Source organism: Chelatococcus asaccharovorans, from assembly GCF_003201475.1.
In the GTDB taxonomy this organism is placed as follows: Bacteria; Pseudomonadota; Alphaproteobacteria; order Rhizobiales; family Beijerinckiaceae; genus Chelatococcus; species Chelatococcus asaccharovorans.
On record NZ_QJJK01000006.1, the window covers coordinates 193,973 to 214,429 of the forward strand.

Below are 20,457 nucleotides of genomic sequence, written 5' to 3' on the forward strand. Positions count from 1 at the left end.
GATCCGTATGGCTGTCGTTCGCTTGCACCACAATCCCGAGACGCAAACCGTCACTTTGTCGGACGAGAATAATCCCGCCGTCGCCCTCGAGATCGATGCCGCGCAGCTTGAGCAGGTCCTCCACGGATTGGGTGAGATGCGGTCGCGCCTCGAGCCGCGCGTCGAGCCGGAATGGCAGCCGGGCCGTCCGGTCCAGGCCATCACGAACCCGCGCTTTTCGGCAGAGCTTCCGAAGGATCGGGACTTTACGGTTCTCCACCTGCGCGATCCGCGCTTCGGCTGGCTGCACTACGCTGTCCCCTTCCCGGAATGCGGCCGTCTTGCCGAGTTCCTCGCGCGCGCCGTGAAGCGCAACGCCCCACCCCAGACGCCCCAGCACTAAGGGCGCCTCGAAAGGCGGTTCGGCTCTACCCAAACGGTGCTTCAACGGATGGATGTCCGCGCGTTCCGACCGGTTTCGCCGGACGGGGCATCGGGAAGGCATCCGCGCCGATGGCGCTGCTCGCGCGCCACACCGGCACGTGAAGCAGGGGTCGCATGCACGGGATGCATCAGCCGGCCCCTGCCCGCGCCTTGGGTTCTCCACCATATTGATTGGATAATTCTGTTATCCACATCAGCTGATTGGAGTTGCCCATGGCTGCCGACGCATCGATCCTGTTCTCCCCGTTTCGCCTGGGCGCCATCGACGTCGCAAACCGCCTCGTCATGGCGCCTTTGACGCGCAACCGGGCGGTTGCCGGCGACGTCCCGAGCGAGCTTGCCATCACCTATTATCGCCAGCGGGCGAGCGCCGGCTTGATCGTCTCGGAGGGGACGCAGATCTCAGCCCAGGGGCAGGGCTATATGGCAACGCCGGGCATCTATTCGCCGGCGCAGGTCGAGGGCTGGCGTAAGATCACGGATGCAGTGCACGAAGCCGGCGGCAAGATCGTCGCCCAGCTCTGGCATGTCGGCCGCGTTTCGAGCACCGAACTCCAGCCGGGCGGTGCAGTCCCCGTGGCGCCCTCCGCCATCCAGGCAAAAACCAAGACCTATCTCGCCGGCGGCTTCGCTGAGGTCTCTGCGCCCCGCGCCCTCGCGCTGGATGAGATCGAAGGCATCGTCGAAGACTATGCCGCCGCGACCCGCAATGCGCGCGAAGCGGGCTTCGACGGGATCGAACTGCATGGTGCCAATGGCTACCTGATCGACCAGTTTCTCAAGGACGGCACAAATCATCGCACCGACCGCTATGGCGGCTCCATCGAGAACCGCGTCCGTTTCGCGGTGGAGGTTGCGACCGCGGCCGTCAAGGCCTGGGACAAGGGCCGCGTCGGCATTCGGCTGTCCCCCGTTTCGCCGGCCAACGACATTTCCGACAGTGACCCGCAGCCCCTTTTCAACCATCTGGTCGCAGAGCTCGATACGCTTGCGCTTGCCTTCATCCATGTGGTCGAGGGCGCGACAGGCGGCCCACGCGATATTGCCCCCTTCGACTTTCAAGCCCTGCGCAAGGCCTTCCGTGGCGCCTATATCGCTAACAACGGCTATACGCGGGATCTCGCCATCAAGGCCCTTGAAGCGGGCGATGCCGATCTGATCGCCTTCGGCCGGGCCTTCATCGCCAATCCGGACCTGCCGGAACGGCTCCGTCGCGATGCGTCCCTGGCAGAGGTCAAGCGTGAAACGCTCTATGGCGGCGGGGCCGAGGGCTACACCGACTACCCCGCCCTCGCCGACGCCGCGGCCTGAGCGGGAACTAAGCCGTTCTCCGCGCGTTTTTCCGGGACAACAGTTCCGTTCGTGAACTGAAGCTGAACAGTTCGAACAGCCGGGGTTCAGTTGGGCCGCGGCATGGTGTGATGGTTGGGTTATCCTCATCGGGGGGGTGTGAGGTGGATCGGGGGCGTCAGGAGACGAAACGATGCACTTTTCCCTCAAAAGCGCTGTCCTGGCCGCCGTGATTACGGCTGGCGGACTGGGCATAGGCGCAATCGAACTGGCTGGTAGCGCTCAGGCCGCCGGCCCGGTAACAGCCGGCGCCGCGGCGGTGCCAGCGGCAAGCGCCGCCAACCTCGTGCAACAGGTGCAGTATTGGGGCTACGGTCCGCGGCGCGGCTACTACGGCCGACGCTATTACGGGCCGCCGCGCCGCTACTACAGGCCCAGGCCCTACTATGGCTATGGCTACGGTCCTCCGCGCTACCGGCCGCGGGTCGTCTGCGGCTGGCGCTGGCAGCCTTCGCCCTGGGGACCGCGCCGGGTGCGCGTGTGCTGGTAGGTCCGGTCGGCAGGTCCGGCTGGTTCTAGAGCCGATGGCTGGCACTGGCGCCGGTTCATAGGCATGAGTTCATAGGCATGACTCGACGGACATGATGTGGCAAAGGTGGCGCTGGGCTCTTCGATCAAATGTCGTGAAGCATGCGCATCGCCACCTGGAACATCAATTCCGTCAAGCAACGCCTTGGCCATCTCACGGCCTTCCTGAGCGAGCAGGCACCGGACGTGCTCTGCCTCCAGGAGATCAAATGCGTCGACGAGGCCTTCCCCGTCGCCGAGGTCGAGGCCGCCGGCTACAACGTCGCGGTGCACGGTCAGAAGACCTTCAACGGCGTCGCCATCCTCTCCCGCCTGCCGCTGGAGGATGTCCGGCGCGGGTTGCCCGGCCGGGACGGTCTGGACGAAGACGGCCCAGACCAGGCGCGCTATCTCGAAGCGACCATCTCGACCGCGACCGGGGTCGTTCGCGTTGCCTCGATCTATCTCCCCAATGGCAATCCGCCGGACACGGCCAAATATCCCTATAAGCTCCGCTGGATGGACCGCCTGTCGGCCCATGCCCGGGAACTTCTTGCCCTCGAAGAGCCGCTCGTTCTGGCGGGCGACTACAACGTGATCCCCGAACCGCGGGACGCGGCGCGCCCGGAAGCCTGGGTGCATGATGCCCTCTTCCTGCCCCAGACCCGCAGCGCCTTCCGCTCTCTCGTCGATCTCGGGCTGACGGATGCCTTGCGCGCCTGCAGCGACGAAAGCGGGCTCTATACCTTCTGGGACTATCAGGCCGGCGCCTGGCAGAAGAACAATGGCATCCGCATCGACCATCTCCTCCTCTCGCCGCAGGCGGCCGATCGCCTCGAGACGACGGTGATTCACAAGGCCATGCGCGCCCTGGAGAAGCCGTCCGACCACGTCCCCGTGTCGGTCGATCTCAAGCTGTAGGGGCGGGGCGGGTCGCCGTCGCGCTCCCGCTGTCGCGGAGAATCGCCGCGCGCATCAGGAGGAACAGCAGGGTGCCGTTCAGGATATGCCACAGGAAGTGGCTGCCAACCGGAACTGCATCGCAGATGCGCGCATCGAGCGCGCGGCACGCAAGCGACAGCACGAAGACCCCGCCGGCGATGAAAAGGCGCCGTGCTGTCTCAGGATCGCGTGGCATGGCCGCCACGCCCACGCCGATGATGGCGACCAGGGCCGGGAGGTAGCCGGCCGAGCCGTTGATGGGGTCGAAGCCAAGGGGTATCACGACAGCCGTTCGCCATAGCCAGGTGACGAGAACGGCAAATCCTTGGAAGCCAACCGTGGCGCTCGCCGCCCAGGCGACGGAGAGGCCAAGGAAACGGCGCATGGCCGTGAAGAAATAGACCAGGATGAAGACGCCGATCGGCACGACATCCGCCAGGGCCGACCAGCGATTGGCAAAGGTGTGAAAGAGGAAACTGCCGATGCCGATGAGAAGCGTCAATGCGATCAGCAGGATAGCCGGCCCGTCGCGGCGGTCGCGCGTGAGCATGAGTACGGCGGCGCCGATGCCGGCGATGAAGAAGGCGCCGTTGGTCAGGGCATTGACGGGCTCGGCCCAGAAACCCGGGTCCAGACGTTCGCAATAGGCATCGATCGGCGTGAACCAGGAGGTGTCCAAGGCCGCAGGCGCCAACGCGACAGCCTCACCGGACATCGTCTGGAGCGGCCGTGCTTCGCAAACACGCCGTCGCCACCATCAGCGGTCCTTCTTGAGATAGCCCTCAAGATATACCAAGGCCGCCTGGCGATCGCTCTCGCTGGCGTTGGCGAAGTCCTTCTGGTGCAGCTCGATGATCCACTCGTCCTTGTCGGGGTCGGCGGCTTCACGCGCCATCGTCAGCCACATCAGGCCGCGGGCGCTCTGCCGCGGCACGCCGAGCCCGTTGACCAGGATATGACCGAGCAGGGCCTGGGCCTGGTGATGGCCCTTTTCCGCGGAGAGATTCAGCCAGCGCGCGGCCTGCCGGGCATCCTTCGCCACGCCCTGACCATCAAGATAGAGGCGCGCCAGATCATACTGCGCGTTGGGATCGCCGTAGTAGGACGCCGCATATTGCAGGAGGTCGACCGCACGGCGCAAATCCGGCTTCACATAGGTATTCGGAATACCGTCGATGAAATAGCCGCCGAGCGCCGTAAAGGCACTCGCAACGAAGCGTGCATTCGGCGAATCCGGACTTTCGTCCGCATATTCGTCGGCAACCCTGGAGAAATATTCGAAGGCCTTGAGGTCGTCATGGGTAACCCCATCGCCCTCGGCATACATGCGGCCAAGCTTCCAGAGCGCAGGCGTGTGCCCCTGGGTCGCCGCATATTCCAAAGCCTGCACAGCGCTTCGCTTGTCGCCGGCGTTGTAGTTCTTCATGCCGCTCCGGAAAGCCTCCCGGACGGACTTGAAGGCCCCGGCAGACGCATTGGGGATAGCGGCTGATGGGGTGGACGGGCGCGGCCCGTCAAAAGCAACCGCCGGCAAAGTTCCCCCGAGGGACATTGCAGCAGAAAACCCCCACGCACAAAGCTTGCTGATCCGCATCGCTCTCAATTTCATCCCAAGAGCTGTTCAATCCCAAGAGCTGTTCAAACCCAAGAGCTGTTCGAACCCAAAACCATAGTCCTCGGCAGAGCCCACGGCTCTGCTCGACACTATGATCCGCCCCACCCCGGCCGACTAACACTCGCAATTGCAAGACGTGCCAAGCCCAGCACTTACAAGTCCAGCACTTACAAGCCCAGCTCTTCGCACATGTCCCGATCAGCATTACCAAATGACACGGAGCCATCAGGTTATGCAAATACCCTGCTGCCGATTGGCATGATGCCGACCCGTACAGCCGGACACCCGCAAGCATCGGCAAAAGGCAATGCTTTCAATAAGTTGCCTGTGAGCTTATCTAGCTACGGGTTTATGGCGGCATCGCGGCGAGCGTTGGTCCTCCTGAAGATCAACGCCGATTGCGGAAAGCCTGTTGCGTGTTCGCCACAGATTTGCGGGGGCGCGGCTTATCCTGCCGCGCGCGCCAGCCGTTCCGCAGCGTCGCGGATTTTCGCGAGGCGCGCCTCGGCCTCCTCGCGACGCTCGCGCTGCTCCTCGACCACCTCTTCGGGCGCGCGGGCCAGAAAGTCGGCGTTGCCGAGCTTGGCGTCGATCTTGGCCACATCGGCGGTGAGCCTGGCCGCTTCCTTGGCAAGGCGCTGCTGCTCGGCCGCGAGATCGACCACCCCCGCAAGCGGCATCGCCACGACCTCACCCCGGACGACGAGCTGCACCGAGCCAGGCGGCACCGCATCGGCGGTGCTCACATCGCCGAGCCGGGCAAGCCGCCGCAGGGTCTCGTCCCAGCGCGCTGCCCGCGCCGCGGTCTCCGCGCCCGGCTTGACCAGGACGAGGGACACCTGGGAGCCGGCCGGCACGTTGGTCTCGGCCCGCGCCGAGCGAATCTCGGACACGAGTTCCACCAGCCAGCCGATCTCCAGTTCCGCCTGGGCGTCCTCGACGGCCGTGGCCTGCGGCCAGCGGGCGAGCGCCAGCACCGATGAACGCGCAGGCCCCTCGCTCCCCTTGATGGTCCAGAGTTCCTCGGTGAGGAAGGGCATGAAGGGATGCAGGATCTTGCAGATCTCATCCAGGAGATAGGCAGTGGTCGCCCGCGTTTCGTCCTTGGCCGGACCATCCGCGCCCTGCAGGATCGGCTTGGCGAGTTCGAGGTACCAGTCGCAGAAGACGTTCCAGACAAAACGATAGGCCGCACCGGCCGCGTCATTGAAGCGGAAGGCCTCCAGCGCGGACGTCACTTCGCTCACCGCACGCGCGCATTCGCCGACGACCCATGTGTTCAGGGTCTCCGTCACCTTGGCCGGCGCATAGCCGGCGACCCGGACGCAGCCGTTCATTTCGGCGAAACGCGCGGCGTTCCACAGTTTCGTCGCGAAATTACGATAGCCTTCAACGCGTTGCGGTGAGAGCTTAATGTCGCGCCCTTGCGCCGCCATGGCCGCCAGGGTGAAGCGCACGGCATCCGCGCCGTAGCGGTCGACAAGCTCGATCGGGTCGATGACGTTGCCCTTCGACTTCGACATCTTGGCGCCCTTCTCGTCGCGGACGAGCGCATGCATGTAGACGGTCCGGAACGGCACCTCCTCCATGAAATGCAGGCCCATCATCATCATCCGGGCCACCCAGAAGAAGATGATGTCGAAACCGGTCACCAGCACGCTGGTCGGGTAATAGCGGCCGAGCTCCGGCGTGGCGTCCGGCCAGCCGAGCGTCGAGAAAGGCCACAGCGCCGACGAGAACCAGGTGTCGAGCACATCCTCGTCGCGCGTCAGGAAGGCCGCGCGCCTGTCGGCATCGGCCATGATCGCGGCCGCCTCAGCCTCGTCGATATTCCCGTCGGCGACGTTCTGGCCGAGCGCCGCGGCAAGCGCCTCCTCCTCGTCGTCGGCAACGTAGACATGGCCGAAGCCGTCATACCAGGCCGGGATCTGATGGCCCCACCAGAGCTGACGCGACACGCACCACGGCTCGATATTCTCGAGCCAGTCGAAGAACGTCTTCTCCCAGTTCTTCGGCACGAAGGATGTCTTGCCGTCCTTGACCGCGGTCATGGCCCTCTCGGCGAGCGGCTTGACGTCGACGTACCACTGGTCGGTCAGCCAGGGCTCGATCACGACGTTCGAGCGATCGCCATGCGGGACCATATGGACATGCGGCTCGATCGTCTCGAGCACGCCGCTCTCCTCAAACCGCGCGACGAGCCGCTTGCGTGCCTCGAACCGGTCGAGACCGTCGAGGCCGAGCACCCACTGGAGGTCCTCACCCTGTTCGGCGCCTTCGAGGAAGTCCTCGTTCCCCGCGAGCAGCATCTCGGCCTCCGGACCGAGAATGTTGATGGCCGAGAGGCCATGCCGCTTGCCGACGTCGAAATCGTTGAAATCATGCGCCGGCGTGATCTTGACCGCGCCGGTCCCCTTCTCCGGATCGGAATAGCTGTCCGTCACGATCGGGATGAGGCGACCGACGAGGGGCAGCCGCACGCGGCGGCCATGGAGATGCGCATAGCGCTCATCGTCCGGATGCACGGCGACCGCCGTATCCCCCAGCATCGTCTCCGGGCGGGTCGTGGCGACGACGATCACCTCGCCGGTCGGCTGGCCCGCATCATCGACCACGGGATAGCGCAGATGCCAGAGGTTACCCTTCACCTCGATCTGCTGGACCTCGATGTCGGAGATCGCCGTCTGGAATTTCGGATCCCAATTGACGAGCCGCTTGTCCTTGTAGATCAGGCCCTGCCGGTAGAGCGCAACGAACACCTTGCGCACCGCCAGCGACAAGCCCTCATCCATGGTGAAGCGCTCGCGCGACCAGTCACAGGACGCGCCGAGACGCTTGAGCTGCTGGACGATCGCCCCGCCCGATTCCGCCTTCCAGGCCCAGACCCGTTCCAGGAAGGCCTCGCGCCCCATCTCGCGCCGTCCGGGCTGCTGGCGCTCCGCAAGCTGGCGCTCGACAACCATCTGCGTGGCGATGCCCGCATGGTCCATGCCCGGCTGCCACAGCACATCCTTGCCCCGCATGCGCTCGAAGCGGCAGAGCACGTCCTGGAGCGTGTTGTTGAGAGCATGCCCCATATGGAGCGAGCCGGTTACATTCGGCGGCGGAATGACGATGCAATAAGGCTCAGCGCCCGCGCGCTCGGGGCGGCCGGCCTTGAAGGCCTCGGCCTCATCCCAAATCGCCGAGATCCGCGCCTCGACGAGGGAGGGTTCAAACGTCTTATCCATGATGCCAACCGCTATCGCGCCGAAACAATTGGCTTGAGGTAGACGACGAAGCGGGGGCTTGAGTCAATGCAAAGGAGGCGCCTAACCAGCGGCCACCGGCATTTTCCAGAGATGCATCTTTCAAAGAGAAGCATCCCCCCAAGGAAAACGTCTCCCAAGGTAAACGTCTCCCAAAGGAAATCTCTCTCAAGGGGAAACGCGTTCCGCGATGTGTCGCGCGGATATCAGAACCGGCGCGCGCCGTATCCTGTCTGCGGCGATCAGCGCGGGCCGCGCGCCACCCGCTCGATCTCCTGCCGTACGAGCTGCTCGACCAGCGCCGGCAGGTTCTCATCCAGCCACGATTTCAGCATCGGCCGGAGCATCTCGCGTACGAAATCCTCGAGAGAGGGGCTGACATGCTGGGCTGCCGACGACGCCAGCACATCGAAAGCCGTCGACACAGACGCATGGCTCTGCGGGGAGAGAAGGCGCTCCGCGATGTCGGCGCCCTCGCTGCGGCGAAGCTTCGGCGCCGATCCCAGAGGCTCGGCCGGGACCGCCTGGGCCCGCAGAACCGTCTCCGCCGGTGGAGGCTGGAAGGCCTGTGGCGGCGGCTGGCGCATGACGGGAGGCGGTGGCGGCGCCATCTCAGCCGCCTCGGCGAAGGTCTTCGGGGCTCGCGCCAGCCGGTCAGCATCCTCGAGCCGCATGTCGGGCGCTCCTTCAAGCGGTGGACGGGCTGGACGCCGCGGCTCGCCGCGGCCGTCGAGACGCGGATCCGGGCGTGGCTCGCCGCGTTCGACGGCATAGGCCTCCGGCGGTGGCGGATTACGTCGCGCCGGTCCGGCGATACCCTGGGCCTGATCGTCGGCGATGATACGGCGTATGGATGCCAGGATCTCATCCATCGAGGGCTCGGCACCGCGCGCCGCATCTGCATCATGGAGTTTGGGATTCGCTGAGCTCATGCCGCTCCACCGCCTTGAATGACAGGCGAGAATCAACCTGTCGATGATCCAACCATATTGGCCTCTGGCCGGATTCCTACCCGGCCGGCAGGCCATTGGCTTAGGAAACAATGCCCTTGCACAGAAAGCTTGAACGCGTCTCAAAGATCAATAGCGGAGCTTGCAACGGATCGAGTTATCATCAGGTCGCTGGCAAGGAAGCGAGCCGCTTCACGCCAATTCCCCACCCTCTCGTGGCGGGGCACCTCGCATGAAAACTCCGATCATCGCTGGAATGGGGCCCGAAGGCTCAGGCTGGCCCTCGACATGCGGCACGGCCAAGCCGCGGATCGGAAAGGCGCGGCCGCGGCACGACAGACGTGCCGACCGACACACGAGCATGGCGTCTAACGCCGCACGGGCACTCGCCCGACGCGATCAGCGGCCATCAGGTGTCTGGAGCCCGCCCCACTTGTCGCGCACCTGCTCATAGTGCTTCTTCGCGTTGTACTTCGTCACCCTGACGCCAAGCGTCGTGACCGAAAGCCGGCCGATGGAACCAAGTACGTTATAGGATGCCACGATACGGTCGCGCTGGGCGCGAACGAGCTGCACACGTGAGGAAAGCAGGGTCTGCTGGGCATTGAGCACGTCAAGCGTGGTGCGCTGGCCGACCTTCGCCTCTTCACGGACACCGGCGAGGGCGATCTCATTGGCCTGGACGGCCGACTGGGACGCCGCGATCTGCTGCTTCGCGGCATCGAGCGCTGCCCAGGACGCGATCACCTGCTGGCGAACCTGCTCGCGGGTGACGTCGACCTGCATGCGGGCCTGGCCCACCTGCTCCTTGGCCTGACGAACCTGCGAGTAGACCAGCCCGCCTTCATAGATCGGCACATTGAGCTGGGCGACGATGGATGCTGACGTCGACAGGTCGCGGCGGTAGTTGCTGTCATAGGTTCGCGATACGGAACCCGTCACGCCGAGCTGCGGAAGGAGCTGCGATTCCAGCACCTTCACCTGGAATTCCTGGGCATCGACATTATGCAGCCCGGCGAGGATCGCCGGATGCGCGCCAAGCGCCACCTTCACCGCAGAATCGACATTGCCCGGCAGGAATTTCTCAACCGGCTGACCGGGAGCGAGCTGGCGCGGATCATCGCCAATGATCTGACGATAGGTCGCGATGCTGGTCTTCAACTGCGCGGACGCAGCGGCTTCCTGGGCATGCCCCGTCGCCAGCGCCGCCTCGGACTGTGCCACGTCCGTGCGGGTCACCTCGCCGACGTTGAAGCGGTCACGCGTCTGCCGGAGCTGCTCCTCGAGCACCTCGACGTTGTTGCGCTGCAAGCTCAACACGGCGGTGTCGGCAAGCACATTCATATAGGCCTGCGCGCCGTCATACAGGATGGACTGCTCCTGGAAGCGCAGCTGTTCACGACCGGACTGCACCGAAGCCTCGGCCTGCCGGACCGAATTCATGGTCCGGCCGCCGGTGAAAATGTTCTGGTTGATCTGGAGCGTCAGGCCGCGGGGATAGAGCGTGCTCCAGGCCTCCTCACCCCCGCCCTGCCCTGTGCTTGGCTGGTAAGGAAACTGGTAATTGGAGCTCCGCACACCGGCGTTCGCCGATCCCGTGACCGTCGGGCGATAGCCTGACAAGGCCTGCGGCACACCTTCATCGGTCGCCCGCAACGATGCACGCTGCAGATTCAGTGTCGGATTGGCGGTATAGGCCTTGCCAAGCGCACCATAGAGCGTCTCCGCATGGGCACCCGACAGTGGAAACGCCCATGCGGCCCCCAGGAGAAGGCCAAGACGAAGCGCATGACTGCCTGTAGCTCGGATTGTTCCTGCCACGATCACCTTCCCAAAGCGGAGAAACACCGAACCGGTTTCCCTAATGCTGAACACCACTCACCTTGCCCCAGCTCTAGGCCGAAGATAGTCCGATGCATCTTCAGCGAAAACAGGCGCAAGCGCAGCATTACTATTCTATCAAGCTGTGCCGCAAAAATATGACACTTGACAAATGTCAAAAATCAAACGCAGCAGCTTTCACGAAACGCGGAAGGATAGGCGCAGACGCCTCGAACAGCGCTCGGCAACCAAACGACCCGCCGCTCCGCCCGTAGACAACAGCTTTACCAGCGCCGCTGGCACCGTCGATTCCGGCGAGCTGGCCGCCATCGGCCAGCTGCTCTTTCAAGGCGTCGGGCAATACTTCGAACGCTCCGTTGATGAGAATGGCATCATAGGGCGCGCGCGCTGCATGACCTGACGCGACGTCACCGACTACGACGTCGATTCCCGTGGCATGACAAGCCTCTAGCCGCTTGCGCGCCTCTTCCGCCAGCTCTTGTCCACCGGCAAGTGCAACGACATTGGCGCCAAGCAGGGACATGACCAGGGCACTATAACCAAAGCCTGAGCCCACATCGAGAACGCGGGCTCCGGGCCTGATATCGAGGGCCTGGATAAGGCGTGCCAGGATCATTGGCGCGAGCATGCAATAGCGGCCGCCGGCAGCATCCCCGAACACCAGATTTTGGTCGCTGTAGGCGAGGTCTTCCTGCCCCTCGGGCAGAAATAATTCGCGAGGCGCATCCTCGAGAGCGGCGAGCAGGCTGCGACTCGTGACATCATAGGTTCGGACCTGATTATCCACCATGGTCCGGCGTAACCGCGCGAAGTCATTCATCGGCTACTCCACCGTAGGCAAGCGGGAGATGCGCAAAGCGCCTTCCGCAGGCACTCGGCAGAATCTCTAAATATTTGAAAACTCGTCGATTTCCGCCCTCAGGCGGACCTATTCCGCCTGACACGTCCACCGAGCACGTGGTCTAATATGTGGAGGCCTCGCCCGGAATCGAACCGGGGTGCAAGGATTTGCAGTCCTCTGCGTAACCACTCCGCCACGAGGCCTCGCGAGGGTTCATAGCAAAGCTCTACCGTCCGCGGCAACACCACAAAGTGCGCTAAATTGGTCCACCCCGCTCCCATTCACAAAAACTCAGAACGGCTTGCACAAAAACATCAAGTGACCCGCGAAAGGGGGTTGCAGTCCTCACGGACATACTGTACCCACTGCCCTGCGTTAGCGATCCCCGATAGCTCAGTTGGTAGAGCAAGCGGCTGTTAACCGCTTTGTCGCAGGTTCGAGTCCTGCTCGGGGAGCCAAACAATCCATAGCGCATTCACAGACAATCCTTAGCTCGATCATATGACGGCAAGCTTACAGGCCTGTCGGCAAGCTGGATTGGCGAATGGCGAGCGGTTCTCGCCGCAATGCGTTGTTCTCCCCTCGTTTAGCATCATGCGCTTCGGGCTAACGCCTTGCGTCGGACCCTCGCTTTGCGGCTTGCCTATCGGTGGCCCGATGCCGATAGGCCTCAAAATCCAAGGCACGTCCCAGGGATGTCCGAAGATCGGCCTGGTACGCGGTCCGCTTTTGCGGGCTTTAAACGCGCTGGGAAACCCCGCGATGCGATGATGCGAAGCCATAGGGGGCAGCCGAGAATGCCTTGTCCTGACACCCATGGTGCGCCCGCGTCAGCAATGGGTGAATGCGGGACATCCGGAACCACACAGGGGAACCACACGGGGGAACCACACAGGGGAACCACGCTGGGGAACCACGCTGGGGTGAAAGTCCCCGCGCCGCATGCGGCCATTTCAACATCTTACTAACCATAAGATCAAACGGCGCATGAGACTACAATGGCTTGACATGGTTAACGATTCATTGCGCGGGCCGGCTGATGCCTCAGCTTTCTCCCGTGCGGGAGCCGGCGCATGCACCGGGAAAAGGCAGTGGCCCGCCCTATAGCGGAATCACCCGGCGGACAGACATCCGGTAGGCATCCGATTCGGCGTGTTGACTCCTTCAGGATCGGGCGGTAGTTTAGAACAAAGCAGGAACATCATACAACAGGGATCATTCCTATGGGCACCGCGGGGGATTCTCTCGCCGGGCTACGGCGGGATATTGCCGCCATCGTCACAGCCGACAGGGCCACCGAGGCCATTTCCGCGCAGGCCCTGGAGGAAGAGCGTTTCCCGCTGGGCCTGCCTGCCCTCGACAGGGCCATCGGCGGCGGGCTACGGCGGGCTGCCTTGCATGAAGTCTTCGCTGATCAGCCAGGCGATGCGGCGGCAGCCCGTGGTTTCAGCCTTGCCCTCACGGCCTGCGCGGCTTTCGATCGTCCGGTCATCTGGATCCGTCAGGACATGATCGCCCGGGAGCATGGCGAGTTGCATGCGCCAGGGCTCATGGAATTCGGCCTGCCACCGGAATCCGTCGTGCTGCTGCGCATGGGCGATGCCCTGCAATCCTTGCGGGCCGGACATGAAGCGCTGCGCTGCCCGGCGCTCGGCGCGGTCGTCGTGGAACTCTGGGGAACCCCCAGGGCGCTCGACCTCACGGCCAGTCAGCGCCTCGGCCGTGCCGCGACCAAAGCCGGCGTCACCGCCTTCCTCATCCGTACCGGCATGGGAGCCGCGCCGCAGCCCAGCGCTGCCCTGACCCGCTGGAGCGTCCGCGCGGTGCCCTCCGCTCATCTCGCAGCCGGGGCTCCCGGCGCGCCGGCTTTCGAGATCGGCCTGCTGCTGCACAGGGAGGGCTATCCACCACAGACTGTCCGCGTGGAGTGGAATCGCGATGACCGTGCCTTCCGAAAAGCGGCGCTATCTCGCCCTGTGGCTGCCTCTTCTGGCGACAGACCGCTTGCATCGCCTGGCCGCGAGAACAGGCCGCCCGGCTGGAATGTCGTCCCCATCCATGGCGATCGCCATGAACGGACGGGATGGCGGAAAGCCGGCTGAGCCTGGCTCGCCTTCAGCCCCTCTCGTGGTCGTCGCCAGGATCAAGAGCGCCCTGCGCATCGTCCAGGCCGATGCCCATGCCCGCAGGCTTGGGCTGCGCCCCGGCCTCACCCTGGCCGATGCCCGCGCGCGCGTGCCGCATCTTGCCCTGGCCGATGAAGATCAGGCGGCGGATCTCGCCCTGCGCGATCACATCGCCGACTGGTGCGATCGCTATACGCCGCTCGTCGGCGTCGATGGCGAGGATGGCCTCCAGTTCGATATCACCGGATGCGCCCATCTGTTCGGGGGCGAAGCGGAGCTGCGCGACGATCTCATGGCGCGCCTCGCAGGTCAGGGCTTCACCGTCCTGAGCGCCGTCGCCGACACGCCCGATGCGGCGCGCGCCGTCGCCCGCCACGGCCGGGGCGGGCTTGTCCCCTCAGGCACGGAAAGGGAAGCCGTCCGGCCCCTGCCCGTCGCCGCGCTCGACCTCGAGGGGCAGAAGCTCCGCGCCCTCACCCGCGCCGGTCTCACCACCATCGGTGATCTCGCCAGCCGGCCGCGGGCGCCGCTCGCCGCACGATTTGGCGCGGATCTCGTCGACCGGCTCGCCCGCACCCTCGGCGAGGCCGTGCATCCCATTTCACCGCGCCGGCCCGTGCCGGAATTGCTCGCGACACGGCGCTTCGCCGAGCCGATCGCCCTCATGGATACGGTGCTGGCGACCTTGCGCGGCCTGGCCCAGGAGCTGGACGCCATGCTGGCGCAGCGCGGCGCCGGCGGGCGGCGATTCGAGGCCTCGCTCTATCGGGCGGACGGCGCCATCCGCCGCATCCGGATCGAGACCGGGCGTCCCCTGCGTGACGCAGCTATCGTGATCAGGCTCTTGTCCGAGCGGATCGCCGCCCTCGCCGACCCGATCGATCCGGGTTTCGGCTTCGACATGATACGCCTTGACGTTCTCGCGGCCGAGACGATGACCACGGTCCAGAGCGGCCTCGACGGCCGCCAGCACGACGCGGAAAGCCTGGCCGATCTCATCGACCGGCTGAGCGTGCGCTATGGCCAGGCGCGGGTTCTGCGCTTCACGCGCGAGGACAGCCATGTCCCGGAGCGCATGGCGCGCCTCGTTCCGGCGATCGCGCCAGAGGGCAGGCCGGATAGGGCCGGGGGAACCTGGCTCCAGGGGCAGGCCGGCGATCCTCCGGCCCAGCCGTTCTGCCTGTTCGATCCGCCGCAGCCCATCGAGACTCTGGCCGAGGTGCCGGACGGGCCGCCGCTGCGCTTCCTGTGGCGGCGGGTGCTGCACGAGATTGCGGCCGCCGAGGGGCCGGAACGCATCGCACCGGAATGGTGGCGCGGGGCCGAGGGCGCGCTGACCCGCGACTATTTCCGTGTCGAAGACCGCAACGGCCACCGCTTCTGGCTGTTCCGCGAGGGCCTCTATGCGGTGGAGATCAAGCATCCCCGCTGGTTCCTGCACGGCCTGTTTGCCTAGAGCATTTTCGCGTTTCTCCGAATCGCGGAAATGCTCCATGTTTTTGTTTTAGCGCATTTTCTTCACGCGAACCGGTGTCCACTTCGCTCGAAAATGCTCTAAGGTCGCATCGAGACACCGCCATGTCGGACGACATCATCCCGCCCCCTCTTCTTTATGGCGATCCGGTCGCCGCCACGCATTTTTCCTTCCTGCGCGGCACATCGCATCCGGCCGAGATGGTCCGGCGCGCCGCCGAACTCGGCCAGAACGGCATCGGCATCGCCGACCGCAACACGGTGGCCGGCGTGGTGCGCGCCTATGTGCCGGTGCGTGACGCCGCGCGCGCCTATACCAAAGAGAATGCTGGCGCCGCCCTGCCCTTCAAGCTTCTGGTCGGCGCCCGGCTTGCCTTCACGGACGGCACGCCGGACATCGTCGCCTATCCCGCCGATCGTGATGGTTGGGGTAGGCTCTGCCGCCTGCTCACGCTCGGCAACCGGCGCGGCCTCAAGGGCGAATGCCTCCTCACCCGCGATGATCTCATCGCCGACACCAGCAATCTCCTCCTCATCCTGATGCCGCCACGCGACATCCGTCTCTGCGCCGATCTCCTTCCCGTCCTGGCGGAGGCCGCCCCCGGGGCGCTATGGCTCGGGGCCACCATGCCTCGTGGCGGGGCGGACCGGCGCCGTCTCATGGCCCTGAAAGCATTGGCCGAGGCCCATGACGTGCCGCTGATCGCCACCAGCGACGCCCTCTATGCAACGCCGGAGGAACGCCCCCTGCAGGACGTGGTCACCTGCATTCGCGAGGGCCTGAAGATCGCCAGCGCCGGGCGCATCCTGGAGGCCAATGCCGAGCGCCATCTGAAGGCGCCGGAGGAAATGGCACGCCTGTTCCGGGATGTCCCGGAAGCCATCGCCGAGACCCAGCATCTGTTCGCCCGCTCCGATTTCTGCCTGTCGCAGCTCAAATACGATTATCCCGAGGAGCCGGTTCCCCCGGGCAAGACGGCCCAGCACCATCTGGAGGATCTGGTGTGGCGGCGGGTGGCGCTGCGCTATCCCAAGGGCACGCCCGCGAAGGTCGACGCGTTGCTCAGGCAGGAACTCGCCTTCATCGCCGAGCAGGACTACGCCCGCTACTTCCTGACCATCCACGACATCGTGCGCTTCGCCGACGACAGGGGCATCCTCTGCCAGGGGCGCGGCTCGGCCGCCAATTCGGTGGTCTGCTTCATCCTCGGCATCACCAATGTCGACCCCGAACAGATCAACGTGCTCTTCGCGCGCTTCCTGTCCAAGGAACGCGACGAGCCCCCGGATATCGACGTCGATTTCGAGCATGAGCGGCGCGAGGAGGTCATCCAGCACATCTACGCGCGCTATGGCCGCGAACGCGCCGGCATTGCCGCGACCGTCATCTGCTATCGCCCGCGCAGCGCCATCCGCGAGGTCGGCAAGGTCTTCGGCCTGAGCGAGGACGTGACATCGGCGCTCGCCTCGACCGTCTGGGGCAGCCATGGGGATGAGCTGCCGGAAGGTCATGTGCGCCAGGCCGGGCACCAGCCTCTCAATCCGGAGATCGCGCGGGCCGTCGATTTCGCCAACCGGCTCATGGGCGCCCCCCGCCACCTCTCCCAGCATGTGGGCGGCTTCATTCTCACCCGCGGCCGGCTCGACGAGACCGTCCCCATCGGCAATGCGGCCATGCCGGAGCGCACCTTCATCGAATGGGACCGCGACGACATCGACGTGCTCGGCCTGATGAAGGTCGACGTGCTGGCGCTCGGCATGCTCACCTGTATCCGCAAGGCGCTGGCGCTGTTGAAGGATGAGAAGGGCATCGAGCAATCGCTGTCCTCGATCGAGGCTGACGACCAAGAGGTCTACGACATGCTGTGCCGGGGCGATTCCATCGGCCTCTTCCAGGTGGAGAGCCGCGCCCAGATGAGCATGCTGCCGCGCCTGAAGCCGCGGAAATTCTATGATCTCGTCATCCAGGTGGCGATCGTCCGGCCCGGCCCCATCCAGGGCAACATGGTCCATCCCTATCTGCGCCGGCGTGCCGAGAAGGAAGCCGTCGTCTTTCCCTCGCCAGGGCCGGACTATCCGCAGGACGAACTGCAGCAGGTGCTCGGCGACACCCTCGGCGTGCCGCTGTTCCAGGAACAGGCGATGCGGCTTGCCATCGTCGCGGCCGCCTTCACGGACGACGAGGCCAATGGTCTGCGCCGCGCCATGGCCACCTTTCGCCATGTCGGGACCATCAACAGTTTCAAGGCCAAGATGGTCGAGGGCATGGTGCGGCGCGGCTATGCGCGCGACTTCGCCGAGCGGTGCTTTGCGCAGATCGAGGGCTTTGGCAGCTACGGCTTCCCGGAAAGCCATGCCGCCGCCTTTGCCCATCTCGTCTATATCTCGGCCTGGATCAAATGCTATCACCCGGACGTCTTCGCCTGCGCGCTGCTCAATTCCCAGCCCATGGGCTTCTATGCCCCGGCGCAGATCGTGCGGGACGCCGCAGAGCACGGCATTGAGGTCCGCGCCGCCGATATCAATGCGAGCCATTGGGACAATACGCTGGAACCCTGCGCGGGGGGAAAACACGCCTTGCGCCTCGGCCTGCGCCAGCTCGACGGCTTCCAGAAGGCCTGGGCCGAGGCGCTCGCCCGCCACCGCGGCATGGGCTTTCCCGATCTCGAGGCGCTCGCCCGGCGCACGGCCCTGCCCCGCCGCGCCCTTGAAATCCTGGCCGATGCCGATTCCTGCCGCTCGATAGGCCTCGACCGGCGCGAGGCGGCCTGGGCCGTGCGTCGCCTGCCCGACAGCCAGCCGCTGCCGTTGTTCGCCGCCGCGGATGCCGCCGAGCTTGCGGCGGAGCCGGACGTGCATCTGCCGGCCATGCCGCTGGCCGAACATGTCATCACCGACTATCAGACCGCCCGGCTGTCCCTGAAGGCCCACCCGGTCCATTTCCTGCGCCCGCTCTATCGGCGCGAGGGCCTCCTCTCCTGCGAGGAGGTGCGGCAGAGCCGCAACGGCCTCTGGGCGCGGACGGCCGGCATCGTGCTGGTGCGCCAGCGCCCCGGCAAGGGCAATGTGGTGTTCATGACCATCGAGGACGAAACCGGCATCGCCAATATCGTGGTCTGGGCCAATCTCTTCGCGCGCTTTCGCGGCGAGGTCATGGGGGCGCGCATCATCGAGATCGCCGGACAGATCCAGCGCAGCGAGGACGATGTCGTCCATGTCATCGCCCGCCGCCTCACCGACCGCAGCCGCGACCTCGGCCATCTCCGTGAGGGAGAGGGCCTTCAGGACGACGGCGCTGCGAGACGCGCGGCGCGCACGGGCGGCCATCCGCGCAATGTCCGGATCCTGCCGCGCTCACGCGACTTCCATTGATGCGGGCGCGACATCTCACCGGTCATCCCGGAAGCCGCCCAGCGGCTGTCCGGGATCCATGAACACCGCGCATCTTCATGGATCACCGACAATGTTCATGGGTCCCGGGCTCAAGCCTGCGGCTTGCCCCGGGATGACCGGCGCTTGACCCTGCACCCCGCATCCCCTCATCCGGCTCTGCGAGCCGACCTCTCCCGTCCGGGAGAGGTAAGCGGTGGAGGTGGTCGTGTCTCATCACGTCAGTCGCGCCGCGCCGATCCCTCCCCTCAGGGGAGGGTGGCGCCGCAGGCGCCGGGTGGGGTCCACCTGATGCTGACCCGACCGGGAGACGGCAAGATGTGCTGGCCAGTGGAGCAGGTTCTGCAGCCTCGTGCCCCACCCGACCTCGCTCACGCGAGGCCACCCTCCCCGACGGAGAGAGGTGGGCGGTGGAGGTGGTCGTGTCTCATCACGTCAGTCGCGCCGCGCCGATCCCTCCCCTCAGGGGAGGGTGGCGCCGCAGGCGCCGGGTGGGGTCCACCTGATGCTGACCCGACCGGGAGACGGCAAGATGTGCTGGCCAGTGGAGCAGGTTCTGCAGCCTCGTGCCCCACCCGACCTCGCTCACGCGAGGCCACCCTCCCCGACGGGGAGGGATCGCGGCGATGGTTCCCGCCTTGTCATCCCAAGCGCTTCTTGTCATCCTAGGCGTCGCGCAGCGACGGGAACGGGATCCACCCTCTTGCCGTGCGTGTCGAAGAAATGCAGCTTATCGACGGGGGCCGCGACCTTGAGCTTGCCGGTCTCCGGCACGGCCGCACGGCCGGGCAGGCGCACGACGACGGACGCGTCCTGCACGCGGGCGTAGAGATAGCTCTCCGCCCCGACAGGCTCCAGCACATCGATCGTCACGTCGAAGGTGATGAGGCCTGCAGACCCGGCCTCAGCCGATTTGGCTTCGACGGTGCCGAGATCCTCGGGGCGGATGCCGACCGTCACGGCGTCGGCCGGCAGAAGGCCCTCGAGCACCGCTCCGACGGCCGAAAGGTGATCGGGTGTCAGGAGATTCATGGGCGGCGCACCGATGAAGCTCGCCACGAAGGTCGTCGCCGGCTCCTCATAGACATCGAGCGGCGCCCCCACCTGCTCGATCCGGCCGCTGTTCATGACGACGAGGACATCGGCGAGCGTCATCGCCTCGAGCTGGTCGTGGGTGACATAGATGCTGGTGACGCCGAGATCGCGCTGCAACTTGCGGATCTCGACGCGCATCTGGCCGCGCAGCTTGGCATCGAGGTTGGACAAGGGCTCATCGAAGAGAAAGACCTTGGGATCGCGGACGATGGCACGGCCCATGGCGACGCGCTGGCGCTGCCCGCCCGAGAGCTGGCGCGGCCGGCGATCGAGCAGCGAGCCGAGCTCCAGCATCCGCGCCGCTTCGCGCACCTTGCGCTCGATCTCGGGTTTCGGCGTGCCGCGGTTGCGCAGGCCATAGGCCATGTTGTCGTAGACGCTCATATGCGGATAGAGCGCGTAGTTCTGGAACACCATGGCGATGTCCCGCTCCGCCGGCTCCAGCGCATTCACGACGCGGCCGTCGATCTCGATGGTGCCGCTGGATATCTCCTCGAGCCCGGCAATCATGCGCAGCAGGGTGGACTTGCCGCAGCCGGACGGGCCGACGAGCACACATAAGGCGCCATCCGGCACGGTGAGGTCGATCCCCTTCACCGCTTCCATGCCGCCGGCATAGACCTTGCGCACTGTCTTCAGAGCAACTGTCGCCATC

Annotated in this window: 14 protein-coding genes and 2 tRNA genes; 8 read left to right on the forward strand and 8 right to left on the reverse strand. The window is 65.4% G+C overall.

Features of this window, described 5'->3' with window-relative positions; translation table 11 throughout:
* The first annotated feature begins 7 nt into the window (after nucleotides 1-7).
* The 4 genes from C7450_RS15330 to xth all read left to right on the forward strand — a co-directional run bounded on the left by C7450_RS15330 (nucleotide 8) and on the right by xth (nucleotide 3,201).
* Nucleotides 8-382, forward strand: a complete 375-nt coding sequence (locus C7450_RS15330) for a hypothetical protein (RefSeq protein WP_110375328.1) — start codon at nucleotides 8-10, stop codon at nucleotides 380-382.
* Between the two features lie 254 nt (nucleotides 383-636).
* Nucleotides 637-1,734 (forward strand): alkene reductase, encoded by a 1,098-nt coding sequence (locus tag C7450_RS15335; RefSeq protein WP_110375329.1) that lies wholly within the window; start codon nucleotides 637-639, stop codon nucleotides 1,732-1,734.
* Nucleotides 1,735-1,906: 172 nt separating this feature from the next.
* Nucleotides 1,907-2,263 carry a hypothetical protein gene (locus C7450_RS15340; RefSeq protein ID WP_210206459.1) on the forward strand — a complete coding sequence of 119 codons (357 nt, stop codon included), beginning with the start codon at nucleotides 1,907-1,909 and terminating at the stop codon, nucleotides 2,261-2,263.
* A gap of 140 nt (nucleotides 2,264-2,403) precedes the next feature.
* Entirely contained in the window at nucleotides 2,404-3,201 is a 798-nt protein-coding gene (gene xth, locus C7450_RS15345; protein WP_110375330.1) for an exodeoxyribonuclease III, read from the forward strand.
* Here xth and C7450_RS15350 read toward each other — a convergent pair.
* The 7 genes from C7450_RS15350 to C7450_RS15380 form a co-directional block, all read right to left on the reverse strand.
* On the reverse strand, nucleotides 3,191-3,901 hold the full coding sequence (locus tag C7450_RS15350; protein ID WP_110375572.1) for a ceramidase domain-containing protein: 711 nt from the start codon (nucleotides 3,899-3,901) through the stop codon (nucleotides 3,191-3,193). The two genes, xth and C7450_RS15350, sit on opposite strands and share 11 nt — an antisense overlap.
* Before the next feature lie 78 nt (nucleotides 3,902-3,979).
* Nucleotides 3,980-4,774 carry a tetratricopeptide repeat protein gene (locus C7450_RS15355; RefSeq protein WP_110375331.1) on the reverse strand — a complete coding sequence of 265 codons (795 nt, stop codon included), beginning with the start codon at nucleotides 4,772-4,774 and terminating at the stop codon, nucleotides 3,980-3,982.
* 509 nt (nucleotides 4,775-5,283) lie between these two features.
* Complete coding sequence (locus C7450_RS15360) at nucleotides 5,284-8,070, reverse strand: valine--tRNA ligase (protein WP_110375332.1); 2,787 nt, start codon at nucleotides 8,068-8,070, stop codon at nucleotides 5,284-5,286.
* A gap of 257 nt (nucleotides 8,071-8,327) precedes the next feature.
* Nucleotides 8,328-9,017, reverse strand: a complete 690-nt coding sequence (locus C7450_RS15365) for a PopZ family protein (RefSeq protein WP_245449779.1) — start codon at nucleotides 9,015-9,017, stop codon at nucleotides 8,328-8,330.
* A gap of 417 nt (nucleotides 9,018-9,434) precedes the next feature.
* A complete protein-coding gene (locus C7450_RS15370; RefSeq protein WP_245449781.1) occupies nucleotides 9,435-10,856 on the reverse strand; it encodes a TolC family outer membrane protein in 1,422 nt (473 codons plus the stop codon).
* A 175-nt stretch (nucleotides 10,857-11,031) separates the two neighbouring features.
* Entirely contained in the window at nucleotides 11,032-11,697 is a 666-nt protein-coding gene (locus tag C7450_RS15375; protein ID WP_110375333.1) for a protein-L-isoaspartate O-methyltransferase family protein, read from the reverse strand.
* Nucleotides 11,698-11,847: 150 nt separating this feature from the next.
* Nucleotides 11,848-11,921, reverse strand: a tRNA-Cys gene (locus C7450_RS15380).
* 179 nt (nucleotides 11,922-12,100) lie between these two features.
* On the opposite strand from C7450_RS15380, the gene C7450_RS15385 reads away from it, so the two are divergent.
* The 4 genes from C7450_RS15385 to C7450_RS15400 all read left to right on the forward strand — a co-directional run bounded on the left by C7450_RS15385 (nucleotide 12,101) and on the right by C7450_RS15400 (nucleotide 18,689).
* A tRNA-Asn gene (locus tag C7450_RS15385) sits at nucleotides 12,101-12,176 on the forward strand.
* 765 nt (nucleotides 12,177-12,941) lie between these two features.
* A complete protein-coding gene (locus tag C7450_RS34575) occupies nucleotides 12,942-13,820 on the forward strand; it encodes an ImuA family protein (RefSeq protein WP_170147260.1) in 879 nt (292 codons plus the stop codon).
* Nucleotides 13,789-15,300, forward strand: coding sequence for a Y-family DNA polymerase (locus C7450_RS15395; RefSeq protein ID WP_245449783.1), 1,512 nt, complete (start codon nucleotides 13,789-13,791; stop codon nucleotides 15,298-15,300). The genes C7450_RS34575 and C7450_RS15395 overlap by 32 nt, the downstream gene beginning before the upstream one ends.
* A 122-nt stretch (nucleotides 15,301-15,422) precedes the next feature.
* Complete coding sequence (locus tag C7450_RS15400) at nucleotides 15,423-18,689, forward strand: error-prone DNA polymerase (protein ID WP_110375336.1); 3,267 nt, start codon at nucleotides 15,423-15,425, stop codon at nucleotides 18,687-18,689.
* Between the two features lie 678 nt (nucleotides 18,690-19,367).
* Here the strand turns inward: C7450_RS15400 and C7450_RS15405 are convergent.
* Nucleotides 19,368-20,456 (reverse strand): sn-glycerol-3-phosphate import ATP-binding protein UgpC, encoded by a 1,089-nt coding sequence (locus C7450_RS15405; RefSeq protein ID WP_110375337.1) that lies wholly within the window; start codon nucleotides 20,454-20,456, stop codon nucleotides 19,368-19,370.
* Nucleotide 20,457 lies beyond the last annotated feature (1 nt).